Annotated in this window: 23 protein-coding genes and 1 tRNA gene; 20 read left to right on the forward strand and 4 right to left on the reverse strand. The window is 67.8% G+C overall.

Annotation, left to right across the window (positions count from 1 at the left end; translation table 11 throughout):
• Positions 1-4: 4 nt before the first annotated feature.
• From hemA to HNQ67_RS02065, 12 genes are all read left to right on the forward strand, one after another.
• Positions 5-1,231: a 5-aminolevulinate synthase gene (hemA, locus tag HNQ67_RS02010; protein ID WP_183251834.1), complete on the forward strand. Its 1,227-nt coding sequence runs from the start codon at positions 5-7 to the stop codon at positions 1,229-1,231.
• Positions 1,161-1,406: a DUF6898 family protein gene (locus tag HNQ67_RS13850; protein ID WP_343772172.1), complete on the forward strand. Its 246-nt coding sequence runs from the start codon at positions 1,161-1,163 to the stop codon at positions 1,404-1,406. Before hemA ends, HNQ67_RS13850 begins: the two co-directional genes overlap by 71 nt.
• Positions 1,407-1,471: 65 nt before the next feature.
• Positions 1,472-2,755: a serine hydroxymethyltransferase gene (glyA, locus tag HNQ67_RS02020; RefSeq protein ID WP_183251837.1), complete on the forward strand. Its 1,284-nt coding sequence runs from the start codon at positions 1,472-1,474 to the stop codon at positions 2,753-2,755.
• Positions 2,756-2,762: 7 nt separating this feature from the next.
• Complete coding sequence (gene nrdR / locus HNQ67_RS02025) at positions 2,763-3,233, forward strand: transcriptional regulator NrdR (RefSeq protein WP_183251839.1); 471 nt, start codon at positions 2,763-2,765, stop codon at positions 3,231-3,233.
• A complete protein-coding gene (locus tag HNQ67_RS02030) occupies positions 3,233-3,886 on the forward strand; it encodes a RibD family protein (RefSeq protein ID WP_183251841.1) in 654 nt (217 codons plus the stop codon). Before nrdR ends, HNQ67_RS02030 begins: the two co-directional genes overlap by 1 nt.
• Before the next feature lie 153 nt (positions 3,887-4,039).
• Positions 4,040-4,630 (forward strand): riboflavin synthase, encoded by a 591-nt coding sequence (locus HNQ67_RS02035; RefSeq protein ID WP_183251843.1) that lies wholly within the window; start codon positions 4,040-4,042, stop codon positions 4,628-4,630.
• The gene (ribB, locus tag HNQ67_RS02040) at positions 4,630-5,763 is read left to right on the forward strand and encodes a 3,4-dihydroxy-2-butanone-4-phosphate synthase (RefSeq protein ID WP_221247691.1); all 1,134 of its coding nucleotides are present in this window, start codon (positions 4,630-4,632) and stop codon (positions 5,761-5,763) included. The genes HNQ67_RS02035 and ribB overlap by 1 nt, the downstream gene beginning before the upstream one ends.
• Positions 5,760-6,221: a 6,7-dimethyl-8-ribityllumazine synthase gene (gene ribH / locus HNQ67_RS02045; protein ID WP_183251846.1), complete on the forward strand. Its 462-nt coding sequence runs from the start codon at positions 5,760-5,762 to the stop codon at positions 6,219-6,221. The genes ribB and ribH overlap by 4 nt, the downstream gene beginning before the upstream one ends.
• Positions 6,218-6,745: a transcription antitermination factor NusB gene (gene nusB / locus HNQ67_RS02050; RefSeq protein WP_183251848.1), complete on the forward strand. Its 528-nt coding sequence runs from the start codon at positions 6,218-6,220 to the stop codon at positions 6,743-6,745. Before ribH ends, nusB begins: the two co-directional genes overlap by 4 nt.
• On the forward strand, positions 6,745-7,734 hold the full coding sequence (gene thiL / locus HNQ67_RS02055) for a thiamine-phosphate kinase (RefSeq protein WP_183251850.1): 990 nt from the start codon (positions 6,745-6,747) through the stop codon (positions 7,732-7,734). The genes nusB and thiL overlap by 1 nt, the downstream gene beginning before the upstream one ends.
• A gap of 37 nt (positions 7,735-7,771) precedes the next feature.
• A complete protein-coding gene (locus HNQ67_RS02060; protein WP_183251852.1) occupies positions 7,772-8,197 on the forward strand; it encodes a hypothetical protein in 426 nt (141 codons plus the stop codon).
• Positions 8,198-8,377: 180 nt separating this feature from the next.
• Positions 8,378-10,525 carry a sodium-translocating pyrophosphatase gene (locus HNQ67_RS02065; protein ID WP_183251854.1) on the forward strand — a complete coding sequence of 716 codons (2,148 nt, stop codon included), beginning with the start codon at positions 8,378-8,380 and terminating at the stop codon, positions 10,523-10,525.
• A 104-nt stretch (positions 10,526-10,629) separates the two neighbouring features.
• On the opposite strand, the gene HNQ67_RS02070 is transcribed toward HNQ67_RS02065, so the two are convergent.
• Positions 10,630-11,106 carry an outer membrane protein assembly factor BamE gene (locus HNQ67_RS02070; RefSeq protein ID WP_183251856.1) on the reverse strand — a complete coding sequence of 159 codons (477 nt, stop codon included), beginning with the start codon at positions 11,104-11,106 and terminating at the stop codon, positions 10,630-10,632.
• A gap of 88 nt (positions 11,107-11,194) precedes the next feature.
• Here HNQ67_RS02070 and HNQ67_RS02075 point away from each other — a divergent pair, with 88 nt between their 5' ends.
• The 7 genes from HNQ67_RS02075 to HNQ67_RS02105 all read left to right on the forward strand — a co-directional run bounded on the left by HNQ67_RS02075 (position 11,195) and on the right by HNQ67_RS02105 (position 15,314).
• A complete protein-coding gene (locus HNQ67_RS02075) occupies positions 11,195-11,722 on the forward strand; it encodes a ubiquinol-cytochrome C chaperone family protein (RefSeq protein WP_183251858.1) in 528 nt (175 codons plus the stop codon).
• Entirely contained in the window at positions 11,719-12,231 is a 513-nt protein-coding gene (locus tag HNQ67_RS02080; RefSeq protein WP_183251860.1) for a YceD family protein, read from the forward strand. Before HNQ67_RS02075 ends, HNQ67_RS02080 begins: the two co-directional genes overlap by 4 nt.
• An 88-nt stretch (positions 12,232-12,319) precedes the next feature.
• Complete coding sequence (gene plsX, locus HNQ67_RS02085) at positions 12,320-13,393, forward strand: phosphate acyltransferase PlsX (RefSeq protein ID WP_183251861.1); 1,074 nt, start codon at positions 12,320-12,322, stop codon at positions 13,391-13,393.
• Complete coding sequence (locus HNQ67_RS02090; protein ID WP_183251863.1) at positions 13,390-14,367, forward strand: beta-ketoacyl-ACP synthase 3; 978 nt, start codon at positions 13,390-13,392, stop codon at positions 14,365-14,367. Before plsX ends, HNQ67_RS02090 begins: the two co-directional genes overlap by 4 nt.
• Before the next feature lie 74 nt (positions 14,368-14,441).
• Positions 14,442-14,750 (forward strand): integration host factor subunit alpha, encoded by a 309-nt coding sequence (locus tag HNQ67_RS02095; protein WP_183251865.1) that lies wholly within the window; start codon positions 14,442-14,444, stop codon positions 14,748-14,750.
• Positions 14,751-14,756: 6 nt separating this feature from the next.
• Entirely contained in the window at positions 14,757-15,182 is a 426-nt protein-coding gene (locus tag HNQ67_RS02100; protein ID WP_183251867.1) for a MerR family transcriptional regulator, read from the forward strand.
• Positions 15,183-15,237: 55 nt separating this feature from the next.
• Positions 15,238-15,314, forward strand: a tRNA-Pro gene (locus HNQ67_RS02105).
• A gap of 58 nt (positions 15,315-15,372) precedes the next feature.
• Here the strand turns inward: HNQ67_RS02105 and HNQ67_RS02110 are convergent.
• Positions 15,373-15,579, reverse strand: coding sequence for a DUF2842 domain-containing protein (locus HNQ67_RS02110; protein WP_183251869.1), 207 nt, complete (start codon positions 15,577-15,579; stop codon positions 15,373-15,375).
• Between the two features lies 1 nt (position 15,580).
• A complete protein-coding gene (locus HNQ67_RS02115) occupies positions 15,581-15,901 on the reverse strand; it encodes a transglycosylase (RefSeq protein ID WP_246347399.1) in 321 nt (106 codons plus the stop codon).
• 66 nt (positions 15,902-15,967) lie between these two features.
• On the opposite strand from HNQ67_RS02115, the gene HNQ67_RS02120 reads away from it, so the two are divergent.
• Positions 15,968-17,035 (forward strand): COX15/CtaA family protein, encoded by a 1,068-nt coding sequence (locus HNQ67_RS02120; RefSeq protein ID WP_183251870.1) that lies wholly within the window; start codon positions 15,968-15,970, stop codon positions 17,033-17,035.
• Here HNQ67_RS02120 and HNQ67_RS02125 read toward each other — a convergent pair.
• Complete coding sequence (locus HNQ67_RS02125; protein ID WP_183251872.1) at positions 17,004-18,389, reverse strand: alkaline phosphatase PhoX; 1,386 nt, start codon at positions 18,387-18,389, stop codon at positions 17,004-17,006. The genes HNQ67_RS02120 and HNQ67_RS02125 overlap by 32 nt on opposite strands.
• Positions 18,390-19,393 lie beyond the last annotated feature (1,004 nt).

Genomic DNA, 19,393 nt, shown 5'->3' on the forward strand with positions numbered 1-19,393 from the left:
CAGCTTGTACGATTACAGGGCCGCATTTCAGACCGCCGTGGAGCAGGTAAAGGGCGAGGGGCGCTATCGCGTCTTCGCCGACCTGAAGCGCGTGCGCGGCGAATTCCCCAAGGCGGTGCGACGCCGCGAGGACGGCTCGGAGCAGGACGTCGTGGTCTGGTGCTCCAACGACTATCTCGGCATGGGTCAGCATCCGGCCGTGCTGGAAGCCATGCAGGGCGAGATCGATCAGGCGGGCGCCGGCGCCGGCGGCACGCGCAACATCTCGGGCACGACCCGCTCGGCGGTCGATCTGGAAGCCGAGCTAGCCAGCTGGCACCAGAAGGAAGCCGCCCTCCTGTTCACCTCGGGCTATGTGGCCAACGAAGCGACCCTGACGACCCTGCAGCGCATCCTTCCGGGCCTGATCGTCTTCTCCGACAGCCTCAACCACGCCTCGATGATCGCCGGCATCCGCAACGGCGGCTGCGAGCGGCACATCTACGCCCACAACGACCTCACTCACCTCGAACGGCTGCTTCGCGACGCCCCCGCCGACGCGCCGAAGCTGATCGCCTTCGAGAGCGTCTATTCCATGGACGGCGACATCGCCGATCTGGCCGGCACCATCGCCCTGGCGAAGAAATACGGCGCTATGACCTACCTCGACGAGGTCCACGCCGTCGGCCTGTACGGCCGCACAGGCGCCGGGATCGCCGAGCGCGACGGCGTGCTGGACGGCATCGACATCGTCGAATGCACCCTTGGCAAGGCCATCGGCGTCATGGGCGGCTACATCGCCGCCGATGCGGTGATCGTCGATGCGGTGCGCAGCTGGGCCTCGGGCTTCATCTTCACCACCAGCCTGCCGCCGGCCCTGACCGCCGGCGCCTTGGCCTCGGTGCGTCACCTCAAGACCCATCCGGCGTTGCGCGAGGCTCATCAGGAGCGCGCCGCCGCCCTCAAGTCCCGCTTCGCCGCCGCCGGCATCCCGGTGATGGATTCGGTCAGCCACATCGTCCCGGTCTTCGTCGGCGACCCGGTGCATACCAAGATGATCTCGGACATGCTGCTCGACGAGTACGGCGTCTACGTCCAGCCGATCAACTATCCCACCGTGCCCAAGGGTACCGAACGCCTGCGCTTCACCCCCTCGCCGAACCACACCGACGCCATGATGGATGATCTGGTCAGGGCGATGGACAAGCTCTGGACCCACTGCAACGTGGCGCGCCTCCCTGCCGTCGCCTGACGCCGAACTCGGCGAGGTCATCATCGAGCTGACCCGCAGCGGCCCGTATCTGAAATGCTCGGCCATCCACGTCGCCACGGGCGTGGAGGTGTCCGCCTTCGGTCCGGTCGCCGAGCCGAAGGGTCTGGAACGCATCGCTCTCGCCAAGCTGAAACGGGCCCTCGCCGCGCGCTGACCACAAGATGTTGTGGTGAACCGTCGCCGGGCCTAAATGAACCACCGCAGTTCCGGGGACCCGCAGTGACCGCCTTCACCCACGACGCCTTCTTCTCGACAACCCTCGCCGAGGCCGATCCCGACATCTTCGGCGGCATCCAGGGCGAACTGCGCCGCCAGCAGGAGCAGATCGAGCTGATCGCGTCCGAGAACATCGTCTCGAGGGCGGTGCTGGAGGCGCAGGGCTCGGTCCTGACCAACAAATACGCTGAGGGCTATCCGGGCCGGCGCTACTACGGCGGCTGTGAATACGTCGACGTCACCGAGGATTTGGCCCGCAGCCGCGCGAAGCAGCTGTTCGGCTGCGCCTTCGCCAACGTCCAGCCGCACTCCGGCGCCCAGGCCAACCAGGCGGTGTTCCAGGCCCTGCTGACGCCCGGTGACACCTTCCTCGGCATGGATCTGGCCTGCGGCGGTCACCTGACCCACGGCTCACCGGCCAACCAGTCCGGCAAATGGTTCCGGCCCGTGACCTACAAGGTCCGCGAGGACGATCACCTGATCGACTACGACCACGTGGCGCAGATGGCGGAGCAAGAGAAGCCGAAGCTGATCCTCGCCGGGGCCTCGGCCTACAGCCGCCATATCGACTTCAAACGCTTCCGCGAGATCGCCGACAGCGTGGGGGCGTATCTGATGGTCGACATGGCCCACTATGCGGGCCTGATCGCCGGGGGCGTCTATCCCGACCCGCTGCCGCACGCCCACGTCGTCACCACCACCACGCACAAGACCCTGCGCGGCCCGCGCGGCGGCATGGTGCTGTCGAATGACATCGAGCTCGGCAAGAAGATCAACTCCGCCGTCTTCCCCGGCCTGCAGGGCGGGCCGTTGGAGCACGTTATCGCCGCCAAGGCCGTGGCCTTCGGCGAGGCCCTCAAGCCGGAGTTCAAGGCCTATGCCCGACAGGTTGTCGACAACGCCCAGGCCTTGGCCGCCGTTCTGGTCGAGCGCGGCGCGGCCATCGTCTCGGGCGGCACCGACAGCCATCTGATGCTGGTCGATCTGCGGCCCAAGGGCGTCACCGGCAAGGCCACGGAGGCAGCGATGGAGCAGGCCCTGATGACCTGCAACAAGAACGGCGTGCCGTTCGACACCGCGCCCTTCACCGTGACCTCGGGCGTCCGCCTCGGCACGCCGGCCGGCACCACCCGTGGCTTCGGCGTCTCCGAGTTCCAGCAGGTCGGCCACTGGATCGCCGACGTCATCGATTCGATGAAGGGCACGGACGAGGCCGACGCCGGCGTGTCGCAACGCGTCGCCGGCGAGGTGCGCGAGCTCACGCGCCGCTTCCCGATTTACGGATAGCACCCCGATGAAGTGCCCCTTCTGCGGAAATCAGGACACCCAGGTGAAGGACAGCCGCCCGTCCGACGACGGCGCCGCCATCCGTCGCCGCCGCTCCTGTCCGCAGTGCAGCGGGCGGTTCACCACCTTCGAGCGGGTCCAGCTGCGCGAGCTGGTCATTCTCAAGCGCAACGGCCGCCGCACACCCTTCGACCGCGACAAGCTGGAGCGGTCGCTCGGCATCGCCCTGCGCAAGCGGCCGGTCCAGCCGGAGCAGATCGAACAGCTGGTCAGCCGCATCGTCCGCCAGCTGGAAAGCCTCGGGGAGACCGAAATCCCGTCCTCGACGGTCGGCGACTTCATCATGAAGGCGCTGAAGTCGGTCGATGAAGTCGCATATGTCCGCTATGCCTCGGTCTACAAGGACTTCCGCCACACCGGCGATTTCGCCCGCTTCCTCGGAGACGAGGGTCTGGACGACGAGTCCGGCCCGCGCTGATGCGGCCCCGCGTCACCCTCAAGCTGGCCACCTCTCTCGACGGCCGGATCGCGACCGCGTCCGGGGAAAGCCAGTGGATAACCGGCCAGGAGGCCCGGGCCGAGGGCCATCGCCTGCGCGCCTCGCACGACGCCATTCTGATCGGCGTCGGCACGGCCCTCGCTGACGATCCGCAGCTGACCGTGCGCCAGCCGGGTCTGGAAGACCATCAACCCGCCCGCATCGTGCTCGACAGCCGCCAGCGGCTCTCGCCCGGCTCGAAACTGGCCCTGACCGCGCGGGAGTCGCCCGTCATCGTCCTGACCGTGCTGGCGCCCGCGCCCGCGCTGGTGCGGGCGGGCGTCGAGGTGATCCAGGTCCACGCCGGACGGGACGGACGACCGTCCCTGACCCACGTCCTGACGGCGCTGCAGGGCCGGGGCCTCATTTCCCTGCTGGTGGAGGGCGGCGGCGAGGTCGCAGGCAGTTTCCTGCGTGGAGATTTCGTCGATCGCCTCGAATGGTTCCGCGCGCCCATCCTGCTCGGCGCTGAGGGACGACCCTGCGTCGCCCCCTTGGAGCTTGCAAAGCTGGATGCCGCCCCCAAGTTCCGGCGGGTGTCCGCCGAAGCCGTCGGCGACGATCTGTGGGAACGTTATGACGCCGTCCGCTAGCCTTTTCCGGCCTGCGTCCGATCCTGACGTATCGGGGGGGTACGGTTCGGGTTCCGGGGCGCCGCCCCGCATACCCGGACGGCCTAGGGTAGACGAGGTAGACTCAATAGACGGTAGACTCCTCCCTTCAGAGTCGATCCCGGGGAAGCGCTGATGTTCACCGGCATCGTCACCGACATCGGCCGGGTCCGCTCGGTCCGCCAGACCGATCGTGATCGCCGCTACGAGATCGAGACGGCCTGGGACACCGCCGGCATCGACCTCGGCGCCTCGATCAGTCACGCCGGCTGCTGCCTGACGGTGACGGAGAAGGGCGCCGGCTGGTTCGCCGTCGAGGTCTCCGGCGAGACCCTGTCGAAGACTACCCTCGGTGGCTGGGCGGAAGGCGACAGGGTCAATCTGGAGCGCGCCGCGAAGCTCGGCGACGAAATGGGCGGCCACATCGTATCCGGCCACGTCGACGGCCTCGGCCGCATCGTCGCCATCGAGCCCGAGGGCGGATCACACCGCGTCCATATCGAGACGCCCGTGCCCCTGCACCGCTACATCGCGCCCAAGGGTTCGATCACCGTCGATGGCGTCTCCCTGACCGTCAACGCCGTCGAGGGTCGCCGCTTCGAGGTCAACATCATCCCGCATACGTGGGACGCGACCACGCTGGGGGCCCTGAAACCCGGCGATGCGGTCAATCTGGAGATCGATATGCTGGCGCGATACCTCGCGCGATGGCAGGAGACGGCGTGATGCAACTGGCCGCCAACATGAACGACAGCCCGATCAGCCCCATCGAGGACATCCTCGAGGACGCCCGCAACGGCAAACCCTACATCCTCGTCGACGCCGAGGACCGCGAGAACGAGGGCGATGTCATCATCCCGGCCCAGTTCGCGACGCCGGACCAGATCAACTTCATGGCCCGCCACGCCCGCGGCCTGATCTGCCTGGCCATCACCGCCGACCGCGCCCGCCAGCTGCGCCTGCCGCCGATGTCGGCCGAGAACCGCGAGAGCATGGGCACCGCCTTCACCGTCTCGATCGAGGCCAGGGAAGGGGTCACCACGGGCATCTCCGCCGCCGACCGCGCCCGGACGGTGCAGGTCGCCGCCGACCCGACCCGCGGCGCCGACGACATCGTCTCGCCCGGCCACGTCTTTCCGCTGGTCGCCCGCGACGGCGGCGTGCTGGTCCGCACCGGCCACACCGAGGCGGCGGTCGACATCAGCCGCATGGCCGGCCTGACCCCGGCGGGCGTGATCTGCGAGATCATGAACGAGGACGGCACCATGGCCCGGATGCCGGACCTGGTCGCCTTCGCCCAGCTGCACGGGCTGAAGATCGGCACCATCGCCGACCTGATCGCCTACCGCCGCCGCACCGAGCGGCTGGTCGAGCGGGTCATGGACACGCCGTTCGAGAGCATCCACGGCGGGCCGTTCCGCCTGATGCTCTATCGCAATGCGATCGAGGGCGTCGAACACGTCGCCTTGGTCCACGGCAAGATTGAGCCGGGCAAGCCGACGCTGGTCCGCATGCACCAGGTCGACTTCGCCGCCGACCTTCTGGGTCACGTCGAGGCGCGTCAGGACTATGTGCCACGGTCGCTGAAGGCAATCAGTGAACACCCGGGCGCCGGCGTCACTGTTTTCCTGCGCGACCCGGAGCTCCATGGTCTGGCCGAGCGTCTGACCGGGGTCGAGAAACCCAAGGCCATCGACCGCTCGATCCGCAACTACGGGGTCGGGGCGCAGATCCTGCTCGATCTGGGCGTCCGCGATATGATTGTGATGAGCGCCACGCGTCCCAACCCGACGGCGCTTGAAGGCTATGGCCTTCGCATCGTCGGCTGGCGCGACATGGACGGAGAAGAACAGTCGTGAGCGATCCCTACCGCGTCCTCATCGTCGAGGCGCGCTTCTATGACGATCTGGCTGACGCGCTGCTGGACGGCGCGAAGGACGCCCTGCGCGCTCAAGGCGCAGATTTTGACGTCGTCTCCGTGCCGGGCGCACTGGAGATCCCGCCGGCCATCGCCTTGGCCGAGGAGGCCGGTCGCCTGCCGACCGCGCCGCGCTACGACGGCTATGTCGCCCTGGGCTGTGTCATCCGCGGCGAGACCTATCATTTCGAAATCGTCTCCGATCAGTCCGCCGCCGGCCTGATGCAACTCGGGCTCAAGGGTATCGCCATCGGCAATGGCGTGTTGACGACCGAAGACGAGGACCAGGCCTGGGCCAGGGCGCGGCTCAGCGAGGGCGACAAGGGCGGCGGTGCAGCCCGCGCCTGTCTCGACCTCATTGCCTTGCGCAAGCGCCTGCGCGTAGGACTGGCCTCGTGACCGAACCCGCCAGCCTCCAGTCCGTGCTCGAGCAACTCGCCGAAGCCGAAAAGCAGCGCGCCGAGCCGCAGCTGACCAGCAAGCAGCGCCGCGCCCGCACGGTGGCCCGCCTCGCCGCCGTCCAGGCCCTCTACCAGATGGAGCTCGCCGGGGAGGGGGTCGAGACCGTCATCACCGAGTTCTCGAACCATCGCTTCGACGCCGACATCGAGGGCGAGCCCCTCGCTGAGGCCGACGAGTCCTATTTCGCCGAGATCGTACGGGGCGTGGTCGGCGGCCAGCGCGAGATCGACGCCGCCGTCAAGGCGCGGCTGGCCTCGAACTGGCGGTTGGAACGGCTCGATTCGACGCTGCGGGCCCTGCTGCGAGCTGGCGCCTGGGAGCTACGCGAGCGTCAGGACGTGCCGAAGGAGATCGTCATCGACGAATACGTCGAGCTGGCCAAAGCCTTCTTCGACGACGCGGAAGCGAAGTTCGTCAATGCGGCGCTGGACGGCGTGGCCCGGGACGCCCGCGCCTCCTGATGGCCGGCGTCGACGTCGCCGGTGAGTTCGAGACCATCCGGCGGCTGTTCGCGCCCCTCGCCCACCCCGAATGGGGGCGAGGGCTCAGGGACGACGTCGCGGTAATCCCGTCGAAGCCCGGCCACGATCTGGTCCTGACCAAGGACGCCATAGTCGAGGGCGTCCACTTCCTGCCCGCCGATCCGCTCGACACCGTAGCCCGCAAGCTGATGCGGGTGAACCTGTCCGACCTCGCCGCCAAGGGCGCCGAGCCGTTCGGCTATCTGCTGGCCTGCCACTGGTCGGAACGCTGCGGCTGGCCCGAGCGGATGACCTTCGTGGACGGACTGCGGGCGGACCAGAAGGCTTTCGGCGTCGCCCTGCTGGGCGGGGACACGGTCGTCACCCCGGGCCCGGCCAGCTTCTCCATGACCCTGATGGGGTGGACGCCCAAGGGGCGCACGGTCGCCCGGATGGGCGCCCGCGTGGGCGATCTGGTCTTCGTCACGGGCAATATCGGCGACGGCTGGCTGGGTCTGCAGGCGGCGCAGGAAAAGCTGACGCTCGAGGCGGACCGGATCGCCGCCCTGCTGGAGCACTATCGGACGCCGACGCCGCGGGTTGAGTTCATCGGCCCGATCCGGGCCTATGCCAGCGCCTCGATCGACATTTCGGATGGCTTGATCGCCGACCTCGAGCATATGGCGGCGGCGAGCGGCGTCGGCATCGAGATCGATCTTGAGGTCACGCCCCGCTCCGCGGCCGGCCAGGCCTGGTACGACGGGCGGGTGGACGAGCAGGCCGCGCTCGAGAGCCTGGTCACCGGCGGCGACGACTACGAGGTCGCCTTCAGCGCATCACCCCGGGACGAGGCGACCCTCCGGCGCGAGGCAGGACGTCGTCACCTTCGGCTCACTCGCATCGGCCGGGTCACGACCGGCGAGGGGGTGGTCGCGCGGTTCGCTGGCCAGCCCGTCACCATCGACAGGTCGGGCTTCGCCCACGGCTGACAACGAAATCTCAAGGCGTCCGCGCCACTGTCGCCGAATGCGCCGTCGTGACCTCATCGCCGCCACCATCGCCGTCCCGGCTCTAGCGGCCGCGTCGACGGCCCATGCGGGTGACAAGGCGGCGCCCGGCGGAGCGAGTCTCGGCATCGCGGGCGTCGGCCTGCCGGTCATTTCGGGCGGGCGGATTCGCAACTACGTCTTCGTCTCCCTGCGTCTGCATCTCGGCGGATCCGCGACGCCGGAATCGATGCGCCCCAAGGAAGCCTACCTGCGTGACGCCCTCGTCCGCGCCGGACACCGGACGCCCTTCGTCGTCGAGGGCGACTGGACCCGGATCGACGCCGCCGCCATGTCTGCCAGCCTGATGCGTTCGGCGGCTGCCATAGCCGGGCGTGGGGCCGTGACCCGGATCGAGGTCGTCAGCCAGGCGCCGCGGCGCCGTACAGGTGTCGTTGCTCGCTGACGCCTGTTCACCAATCCTGTTGCGTCGCCCCGGCGCATTTGGCACGTTTCCGCCGCATTTCCCGAGGGACGCAGGCTCGCGTCCGGTGCGCACGGGGGGACCGGAAGGCGGACAGAGGCGAATAACGCCCGCCGCGCCAAGGGTCCGGGCGCCTCTAGAAACACAGGGTTTGGAAACGCCATGAGTAATATTCTGTGGCTCGTCATCGCCGCGGGCGCGCTGGGGGTCCTCTATGGACTGATCCAGACCGCCGCGCTGATGAAGGCTTCGACCGGCACCGACAAGATGCGCGAGATCGCCGCCGCGATCCAGGAAGGCGCTTCGGCCTATCTGCGGCGGCAATACATGACCATCGGCATGGTCGGGGTCGTCATCCTGATCGCCGCCTACCTCCTGATCGGAGAATGGGCCGCGATTGGCTTCGTCATCGGCGCCGTCCTGTCCGGCCTGGCCGGCTTCGCGGGCATGCTGATTTCCGTCCGCGCCAACGTCCGCACGGCCCAGGCCGCTTCGGAAAGCCTGTCAAAGGGCCTCGATCTGGCGTTCCGCTCGGGCGCGATCACCGGCATGTTCGTGGCCGGCGGCGCCCTGCTGGGCGTCGCGGGCTACTATGCCGTCCTGACGGCCGGCATGGGCTTCGATAGCACCAGCCGTGAAGTCATCGACGGTCTCGTCGCACTCGGCTTCGGCGCCTCGCTGATCTCCATCTTCGCCCGTCTCGGCGGCGGCATCTTCACCAAGGGCGCCGACGTGGGCGGCGACATGGTGGGCAAGGTCGAGGCCGGGATCCCGGAAGACGACCCCCGCAACGCCGCGACCATCGCCGACAACGTCGGCGATAACGTCGGCGACTGCGCGGGGATGGCTGCCGACCTGTTCGAGACCTATGCGGTGACCACGGTCGCCACCATGGTTCTGGCCGCGATCTTCTTCCGCGACCTGCCCTATGTAGAAACCTTGATGCTGCTGCCGCTGGCGATCTGCGGCGTCTGCGTCGTCACCTCGATCATCGGCAGCTTCTTCGTCCGCATGGGCAAGAGCCAGAATATCATGGGCGCCCTTTATCAGGGCCTGATCGTCACCGGGGTGCTGTCGGCGATCGCCCTGTATTTCGTCATCGACACCCTCATCGGCGGTCCGATCGTCACCAACGGCGGCCTGACGATCGAACCGATGAGCCTGTTCTGGTCGGGCATGGTCGGGCTTCTGGTCACGGCCGCCATCGTGGTGATCACCGAATACTACACCGGGTCGAACTTCCGTCCGGTGCGCTCGGTGGCCAATGCCTCGGTCTCGGGTCACGGCACCAACGTTATCCAGGGCTTGGCCGTCTCGCTCGAGGCGACCGCCCTGCCGGCCCTGACCATCGTCGTCGGCATCATCGCCAGCTACCAGCTGGCGGGCCTGTTCGGCATCGCCATCGCCACGACGACCATGCTCGGCGTCGCCGGCATGATCGTGGCGCTGGACGCGTTCGGACCGGTCACCGACAACGCCGGCGGCATCGCCGAGATGGCCGGCCTGCCTTCGGAAGTCCGTCACTCGACCGACGCCCTCGACGCGGTCGGCAACACCACCAAGGCCGTCACCAAAGGCTATGCCATCGGTTCAGCGGGCCTCGGCGCCCTGGTGCTGTTCGCGGCCTATACGTCGGACCTCGAGTATTTCGCGGCCAATGCGGCGGAGTACCCGTTCTTCGCCAACATGGGCGCGATCGATTTCGCCCTGACCAATCCGTATGTCGTCGTCGGTCTGCTGTTCGGGGGGCTACTGCCCTTCCTGTTTGGCGGCATGTCCATGATGGCGGTGGGGCGCGCGGCCGAATCGGTCGTGGCCGAGGTCCGTCGCCAGTTCCGCGAGAACCCCGGCATCATGACCTATGAGGTCAAGCCCGAATACGGCAAGGCGGTCGATATCCTCACCAAGGCCGCGATCCGCGAGATGATCGTGCCGTCGCTGCTGCCGGTGCTGTCGCCGATCGTCCTGTTCGTCGCGGTGCTGTCGATTTCTGACAAGGCCACGGCCTTCGCCGCCCTCGGCGCCATGCTGATGGGCGTGATCGTGACCGGCCTGTTCGTGGCCATCTCGATGACCTCGGGCGGCGGGGCTTGGGACAACGCCAAAAAGGTGATCGAGGAAGGCTTCACCGATCGCAACGGCGTGGTCCACGGCAAGGGTTCCGAAGCCCACAAGGCGGCGGTGACCGGCGATACGGTCGGGGATCCCTACAAGGACACCTCCGGTCCGGCGGTGAACCCGATGATCAAGATCACCAACATCGTGGCCCTGCTGCTGCTGGCGGTGCTGGCCAGCGGCAATATCGGCTGATCGAGCGAGCCGCCGCGTCCCTCGGGGCGCGGCGGTGGGCCTAAGAGAAACGCCCCGGAGAGCGATCTCCGGGGCGTCCTTGTGTGTGGCGTTGCCGGCTTGGGCTAGTCCGGGCGGCGCTGGCCGGGGACGTTTTCGTCGGTACGGGGCAACTGGCCGCGCCCGACGTTGCCGAGCAGTTGTTCGATGATGGTCAGCTGACGGCCGCGGGTCGGGGTCTCGCGCCCGTTCATGGCGATCTGTTGGCCGTCGTCGAGGCCCAGGGTCCGCACCTCGGCGACCTGACCGGTGTCAGTGAAGGTGATCTCGGTCACGCTACGCTGGGTCACCTGCGGCCGGTTATAGGTGTATTTCTCGGTCACCTGGCTGATGTAGTACCAGACGTTGTCGCGCTCGAAGGTCGAGGTCGTCGACGGCGTGCCGAGTTTGGTCAGCACGGTCTGTTTGGTGTCCGTGCCGGCGACGATATCGCGCGGCTTCGCGTCGATGGCCTGGAAGCCGTTCTGGCCCACGATCGGGGCGCAGGCCCCGGTCAGGGCGGCGGCCGAGAGAGCGGCGAAAAGGAGCTTGGTGCGGAGCATTGACGACGCCTGCGAGAGAACAAGGCCTTTGACCTAACCGGACCCGAGCCTTAGTTCAACGGCGCGGCGGAAAAGGGGCCGCATCATTATGCTTCAGAATATCTTCCGAACCCGTCCCAGCCAACGTCTGGGCGAACCCCTGTATGAACTGGCGGTGCGCCAGGCGCGCGATCCGGCCTTCTACACGGCGCTCGGCGTCGCCGATCGGATCGACGCCCGTTTCGAACTCTATACCCTGCACGTTCTGTTGCTGGTCATGCGTCTGAAGGACGAGGGTGAAAGAGGCGCCGAGGCGGCCCAGGCCCTGTTCGACACCTATGTATCTGCGCTGGACCACGCGTTGCGCGAACTTGGGGTCGGCGACATTTCGGTCGGCAAGAAGATGCGCAAGCTCGGAGAGGCGATGTACGGGCGGATGACCGCCTACGAGCCGCCGCTCCGGGACGGTGACGCTGCGGTCCTGGCCACAGGTCTGGCCCGCAACGTCTTCGAGCGCGATGAACCATCGGCGGGCGAAGCTCTTGCGGCCTACGCGCTGGCCAGCCGGGGCCGGTTGGCGGCGCAGGACTTCGCGGCCGTGACCACGGGGCCAGATTGGGCGGAGATCAAGCCATGAGCGGCATTGATCTGCCCTTGAGTGAGCCGGTGCGCCTGCATCAGGTGGGGACGGGGGTGACGCGGACGCTTGAACCGGACGCGGCGGCGCGCGCTCGTATTGCGAAAGCCCTCGACCTGGCCTCGCTCGAAGCCTTCACCGCGGAGATGACGCTCGCGCCGGTCCCCGGTGGTTGGCGGCTGTCGGGCCGGGTGAAGGCCAGTCTCGCCCAGACCTGTGGCATCACCCTGGACCCCCTGCCTGTCGAGGTCGATGCGCCGTTCTCCATCACCCTCGCGGAGGCTTCCGATGAGGACACGGATGAGATCGTCATCACTCTGGACGACGAATCGCCCGATCCGGTCGAGGGGGGGCAGGTTGATCTGGGTCTGTATGCCGTCGAACAGCTGGCCCTGCGGTTGGATCCCTTTCCCCGCAAGCCCGGCGCCGAATTCGTGCAGCCGCCGGAACCGACCGAAATCTCGCCCTTCGCTGTCCTGAAGTCGCTTCGCCCGACCGACGACGGTTGACGCAGCGGCGGCGCGGTTGCATCCCCCCGGTGCGGCGCTATCGTCGTTCAGACAAGCGCCGGCCACGGCGCGACGGAGTCGAAACGGCTTGTCATCCCCGGTTCTGATATCGCTCGACGCCATGGGCGGGGACCACGGTCCGCCGGTCGTGGTGGCGGGAGTGCGCGACTACCGTAAGCGCCATGGCGGCGAGGGCGTGCGCTTCCTGCTGCACGGCGAGGAGTCGGCGATCCGGGCGGAGTTGACGCGGAACGCTCTCGGTGACGACGTCTGTGAGGTGCGCCACACCGACAAGGTCGTGGCCATGACCGAGAAGCCGGCCCAGGCGATGCGCCGCGGCAAGGGCTCCAGCCTGTGGAACGCCGTTGAGGCCGTGAAGGCGGGCGAGGCCGGGGCCGTGGTCTCGGCCGGCAACACCGGCGCTCTGATGGCCATCTCCAAGCTGATTCTCCGCATGTCCGCCCATGGGCTTGAACGACCCGCGATCGTCGCCAGCTGGCCGACCCTGCGGGGCGTCACCGCGGTGCTGGACGTGGGCGCCAACGTCGAGAGCGACGCGGAGCAACTGGTCGAGTTCGCCATCATGGGCGAAGCCTTTCACGCCGCCGTGCATGGCGGCGACAAGCCGACCATCGGCATCCTCAACGTCGGGTCCGAGGACATGAAGGGCCATGAGGAGGTCCGCGAGGCGGCGCGCATCCTGCGCGAGGGCGGTTTCGGACTGGCCTACAAGGGCTTCGTCGAGGGCGACGACATCGCCAAGGGCACCGTCGACGTCGTCGTCACCGACGGTTTCACCGGCAATATCGCGCTCAAGACGGCTGAAGGTGTGGCCCGCTTCATCTCGGCCCTGCTGAAGGAGGCCCTGACCTCCAGCGTCCCTGCAAGGGCGGGAGCCCTGCTGACCCTGCCGGCGCTGAGGCGGATGCGCCAGAGGATCGACCCGAGCGCGATCAACGGCGGACCGCTGCTGGGTCTGAACGGGATTGTGGTCAAGAGCCACGGCGGGGCCGACGCCAAGGGATTCGGGAATGCGATCCGTATTGCTGTCGATCTGGCCCGCAGCGACTATCTGAAGAAGGTCAGCGAGAGCCTGAACCGGCTGACCGTCGTTCTTGAACAGCCGGCCGCAGAAGATGCGGCCATGGAGACTCCCCAGTGAGCGTCATTCGCAGCGCTGTGACCGGCGTCGGCTCCTATCTGCCGGAACAAGTCGTGACCAACGCCGACCTGGCCGAGATCGTGGACACCTCGGACGAGTGGATCGTCGAGCGCACCGGCATCCGCCAACGGCACAAGGCGCGCGACGACCAGCCGACCAGCGATCTGGCCGTCGAGGCGTCGAAACGGGCGCTGGTCGACGCCGGTCGGGTTCCCGCCGACGTTGATCTGATCGTGGTGGCGACGACGACCCCGGACATGACCTTTCCGTCGGTGGCTTCGATCGTCCAGCGCAAGCTGGGCGTGCCGACCTGCATCGCCTTCGACGTCCAGGCCGTCTGCTCGGGCTTCGTCTACGCCCTCAGCGTCGCCGACGGATTTGTGGCGCGGGGGATGGCCAGATGCGCCCTCGTCATCGGCGCCGAGGAAATGACCCGGCTGATGGACTGGTCCGACCGCTCGACCTGCGTGCTGTTCGGCGACGGCGCGGGTGCGGTCGTGGTCGAGCCCCGGGAGGGGCAGGGAACCAAGGCCGACAAGGGTCTGCTCGGCTTCGCCCTGCGCTGCGACGGATCCAAGACCGATCTGCTTTACGTCGACGGCGGGCCCGCGACCACGGGATCGGTCGGCCATCTGCGCATGGCGGGTAATCAGGTGTTCCGTCACGCCGTGGTCAACATCGCCGAGGCGATCACCGCTTGCTGCGAGGCCTCCGGGATCGAGATCGCCGATGTCGACTGGTTCGTGCCGCACCAGGCCAATCAGCGGATCATCAAGGGCGTCGGCGACCGGCTGGGGCTGGATGAGGCCAAGGTGATCTCGACCGTCGCCACCCACGCCAATACGTCCGCGGCCTCGATCCCGCTGGCGCTCGACGCGGCGATCCAGGACGGCCGGATCAAGCGCGGCGATCTGGTTCTGGCCGAAGCCATGGGCGGCGGACTGACCTGGGGCGCCTGCGCCTTTCGCCTGTAGGGCGCATTTCGCCTTTCCATTTGAAGGCGCTTGCTCTTTTATGGGCGCGACGGACTTGTTGAGGGAGGGGACCATTGGCTCAGCACCAGACCCTGACGCGGGCGGACCTGTGTGAGGCTGTCCACGAGGAGGTCGGCCTGTCGCGCCAGGAGTGTTCGGCCCTGGTCGAACGGACGCTCGAACTGATCATAGAGTCGCTCGAGCGTGGAGAGACGGTGAAGCTGTCCGGGTTCGGCGTCTTCCAGGTGCGGGACAAGCGGGCCCGCATGGGCCGCAATCCCAAGACCGGCGAACCGGCGGCGATCCACCCGCGCCGGGTGATCAGTTTCCGCGCCTCGCAGATCATGAAAGGCCGGGTTCACGACGCCGTCGTGCCCGCCTGACCTCCTGTGGCCAAGAGCCCCGACGCCTTTCGCACCATCTCGGAAGCCGCTGACGAAGTCGGCGCGCCGCAGCATGTGCTGCGCTTCTGGGAGACCAAATTCTCGTTCATCACGCCGCTGAAGCGGGCCGGCGGGCGGCGCTTCTACCGGCCGCAGGACGTGGTGGTGCTGAAGGCGGTCAAGCGGCTGCTTCACAAGGACGGGCTCACGATCAAGGGCGTGCAGCGGTTGCACCGTGAACAGGGGCTGAAGCGGCTGGCGGCGTATGGCGACCCGGACGAGGCGGTGGCCTTCGAGCCCGAAGGCGGCGCCGGGCCCGCCCCCACGACAGCGGCGCCGGCCGGCGTTTCGTCGGTTCGGCTGCGTCAGGTTCTGGCCGAGCTGGAGGGCGCGAAGGCGCGGCTTGAGGCGGTTCTTTCGAGAACCGGCTGACGGGTCGCTTTTGGGTTTGCGGGCCGGCGGCGCCCCGTCTATAGGGAGCGCCTCTCGGAGCGTGGCGCAGCCTGGTAGCGCACTTGACTGGGGGTCAAGGGGTCGCAGGTTCGAATCCTGTCGCTCCGACCATCTTCCGCAATGAAGACGGTTGGTTGAAGGGGTCGCTTTCGGGCGGCCCCTTTCCAATTCAGCCGGGCCTTTTGCCGCCCTCGGCCCATTTGAACAGCGGGTAGAGGGGGAGACCCCAGCCGAGGCCGGCGACGGCGTAGACGACCAGGTCGATCAGCGGGCCCGGCGGCAGGACGCCGCGCAGGGCGATGGCGCCCCAGATCCAGAAGACCAGGAAGGCCAGAACGCCCAGCATGGCGACGAAGCGGCGGGTGCGGGGCCCCATGTCAGCGCTTGGTCCTAAACAGGAAGAAGGCGGCGAGGGCGATGACCGAGGCGGCCAGCGACCAGCCGACCCAGGTCCAGCCGTCCATGGTCGAGACCGCGAAGACGCGGATGGCGAGGAACCAGCCGGCCACGGCGGCGACGCCCGAGACCAGCGAAGTGGCGAACAGGCCGCGGCGACCGGTCAGCTGGTCGGCGGTCCAGGCCAGGGCGAAGGCGCCGAGAACGGCGATGACGATGTCGGCATGTTGCAACCGCGTTCTCCAGACCTGCGGCGCCGCGACGCCGAAAACCGACTCGATCTCGCCTTCGTGGGCGGGCATACCGCTCAATCGGGCGTCGGACCAGCGGCGCCCGCCCAGTGTAACGGTCGGGATAGCGGGCGTCGAATGCAGCGTTTCATCGGGCGGGATCAGAGCAGGACGATCGCGATCTGGCTGTTCGTCACGGCGGCGCTGGTGTTCGCGATGGTGGTCGTCGGCGGAATCACCCGCCTGACCGGTTCGGGTCTGTCGATCACCGAGTGGAAGCCGATCATGGGCGCCGTGCCGCCGATGAGCGCGGCCGATTGGGCCGAGGCGTTCGAGAAATATCGGGCCATTCCCCAGTACGAGCAGGTCAACGCCGGCATGACCTTGGGCGAGTTCAAGGGCATCTTCTGGTGGGAGTGGATTCACCGGCAGCTCGGGCGGCTGATCGGGTTCGTCTTCGCCGCGCCGTTCGCCGTCTTCCTCGTCCTGCGGCGGATGCCGCGGCGGCTGATCTGGCGCTGCGCGGTGCTGCTGGGGCTGGGCGGACTGCAGGGATTGATCGGCTGGTGGATGGTGTCCAGCGGGCTGAGCGAGCGGGTCGATGTGGCCCCGGAGCGGCTGGCGACGCACCTGGGTCTGGCCCTGCTGATCTTCGCGGGGCTGATCTGGACCGGGCTGGAGGCGTGGAACGGCGAGGAGCATTCGCGCCATCCGGTCGGCTGGAGTCGGGGAGCGGCGATCCTGCTGGCGGCGGTGTTCGTGCAATGCCTGCTGGGCGGGCTGGTGGCGGGGGCCAAGGCCGGGCTGGTCTACACCGACTGGCCGATGATGAACGGGCAATGGCTCGCGCCGGTCGAGTGGGGCGCCGGGGGGCTGGCCTTCCTGCACGATCAGGCGCTGGTGCAGTTCAATCACCGGATCGTGGCCTACGGCCTGCTGATCGGGGGCACGGTCTATGCGGTCCAGGCGTGGCGCTGGCGGCTGGCCGAAGGGCTGGGAATGTCGGCGTTCGCGCTGGCGGCGGCGCTGTGGCTGCAGGCGGCGCTGGGCGTCGTCACCCTGATCAACGCCGTACCGCTGTGGCTGGGGGCGCTGCATCAGGCCGGAGCGGCGCTGGTGCTGGCGACGGCGACGGTGAACCTGTGGCTGGTCCGGCGATCGCAGCCGCGCCTGTTCATGTCCGGACCGAGGTCCACGGGCCTCTGATCGCGAAGGTGATGCCCGGATACATGATGTTGACGAACAGCACCGCGCCGTCGGGTGAAAACACTGCACCGGCGAACTCGGAATTGCCGGTGAAGACGTTGCGACCGATCACATAGACCCGGCCGTCCGGGGTGACGCCCTTCAGATGGTTGCGGGTGTCGCTCGAATAGTTGTCCTCGCAGACGATCAGATGGCCCCAGGGCGCGACGATGAGGTTGTCGCCCATGTTCATCGTCCGCTCATCGGCGCTTTCGAGGAACAGCTGTATGCGGCCGCCGTCGCGGGCGGAGGGTACGTAGCGCAGGATCTGGCCCCGACGCAGCGGGCCGCCCGAGGTGGCGGTCATATAGAGTTCGCCATCGCCCCAGAATATCCCCTCGCCGCGGGCCACCAGGGCGGCGCCGTCGGCGTGGCCGCGCCTGCGCAGGTCGCCGTTGGGCGATTCGACGTCCTCGAGATCGATCCAGACCACGTCGCGCCAATCGCCCACGGCCCACTCGCGGGTGTCGTGATTGGTGGTGTCCGCGCCCGGCTTGCCCTTGAAGGCCATGGCCTGAAGCCTGCCCCCCTGCGCCAGTCTGCCCGGCGTCGTGGGGAGGAAGCGATAGAACAGGCCGTCGTTCTTGTCCTCGGTCAGATAGACGATGCCCGTGCGGGGATCGATGCAGACCGCCTCATGATCAAACCGGCCCATGGCCTTGAGCGGGACGGGATCGACAAGGCCGGAGGCGGTGGCGGGCACCTCGAAAACGAAGCCGTGGGGTTTGGTCACGTCGGCGTCAGCGGGGGTCTGCTCGGTCTCCTCGCAGGTCAGCCAGCTGCCCCAGGGGGTATGGCCGCCGCAGCAGTTGGTCGAGGTGCCGGCCAGCGACAGGTGCTGGCTGATCGTCCTGCGGGTCTGGAGATCGTAGACCAGGGTGGTGGTCCCGCCGGGCAGGGCGCGGCCGTCCTTGTAGGTGTCGTAGCCCCTCGCCGGGTCGAGCAGGCCGATGCGTTCCTGGTGAAAGCCGCCGGGGCCGAGATTGCGGTGCAGGGCGCTGGAACCCTTGAGTTCGTGGTTGCGGACGAGCGCCACCTTGCCGTCGCCGAGATCGAAACAACCCATGCCGTCGGGCTGGCCGGGGACGAACAGGCCGTCGTCCATGGTGTCGCCGCTCTGGGAGATGACCTGGTAGGTGAAGCCCCCGGGCAGGTCGAGGAGGCGGTCGGGGTCGCGGACGAGCGGTCCGTATCCGTGGACCTCGTTGACATAGGTCTCTTCTGACGCCGCCTGGGCGTGGACATTGCGGGCGAGGCCCGAGAAGGCGAGGGCGGCGGCCGAGCCGGTGAGAAGGTCGCGGCGTTGCAGGCGCATGGAGACTCCGGGGAGGGGCAGAGCGGTTATGACGGGGCGGACAGCGCTGGTCATCATGGTTCTGTGACGGCGGGCCCGTTCCGGCCCGGGGAGCGGGATGACAAGGCGCGGGCCATCGTCCTCCGGGGCGCGAGCCGCGGAAGGTGGGGAGGGCGCGGGACAGCCGGGCCTCGCCCGGTTGAGATGTGAGTACCGTTTCGACGAGACAGACTGTCCCGCGCGGTCGTTATCCACGCGCCCTCCGGCTGGCGGCCCTGTCATTCGAGCCTTGCCGGATCACCGCCAGGGCCATTGCTGAACCCGACGCGGGGCGGACATGACGGCATGTTGCTGACGTCAGCAGCCCGCTTCCATTAGCGCGCGGCGAGCAAGCGGGCAGGATCCATCCCTGCCCGACGAGGACCCCCGGACTCTCCGTCGCCCGGGCTTCATCGCTCGACCACAGCCCGCCGACATCGAGAACGTGGATCCGACGCCCTCCCCACCGACGGGATGGGAAGAGTGTAGACCGGCCCGTTTATGCGGATGGAAGATCGATTTTAGATTCGGCTATGTGGCGGAAAAGGCCGGAGATCGTCCGCTGAACCCGACTATAATTTCGCGGATTGTCAGCACAGCGACATGGGCTGGCGGCGGGTTTTGGCAGTCGAGGTTCGTCACAACGGGCACAACGAAAGGTCACGACGGACACGACGGGGTCGGCGGGCCGGCGGCGACCGTCAGGGAGACGCAACCAATGGATTGCGGGCAAGGGCCCGCGAAGGCGAAGCGGGCGCGGTCCCGTCGTGTTCGTTGTGACTTCTCTTCTTCGCCGTGGTCGTTGTGACGAACCAGCCGGAGCCGTCCTGACGCTCATTCAGATGCGGTATTTTCATACCGGTGTCAGATTGCCGCGTAATAACAATACACTAGCCCTCACTGAGCGCCGCAACATGCCTTGACCGCACCCCCCGCTTCCTCTATCAGCGCGCCTTCCGCTCATCCCGGTCACGGGAGGGGCATCC

The sequence above is a fragment of the Brevundimonas basaltis genome, from assembly GCF_014202075.1.
GTDB classification, from domain to species: domain Bacteria; phylum Pseudomonadota; class Alphaproteobacteria; order Caulobacterales; family Caulobacteraceae; genus Brevundimonas; species Brevundimonas basaltis.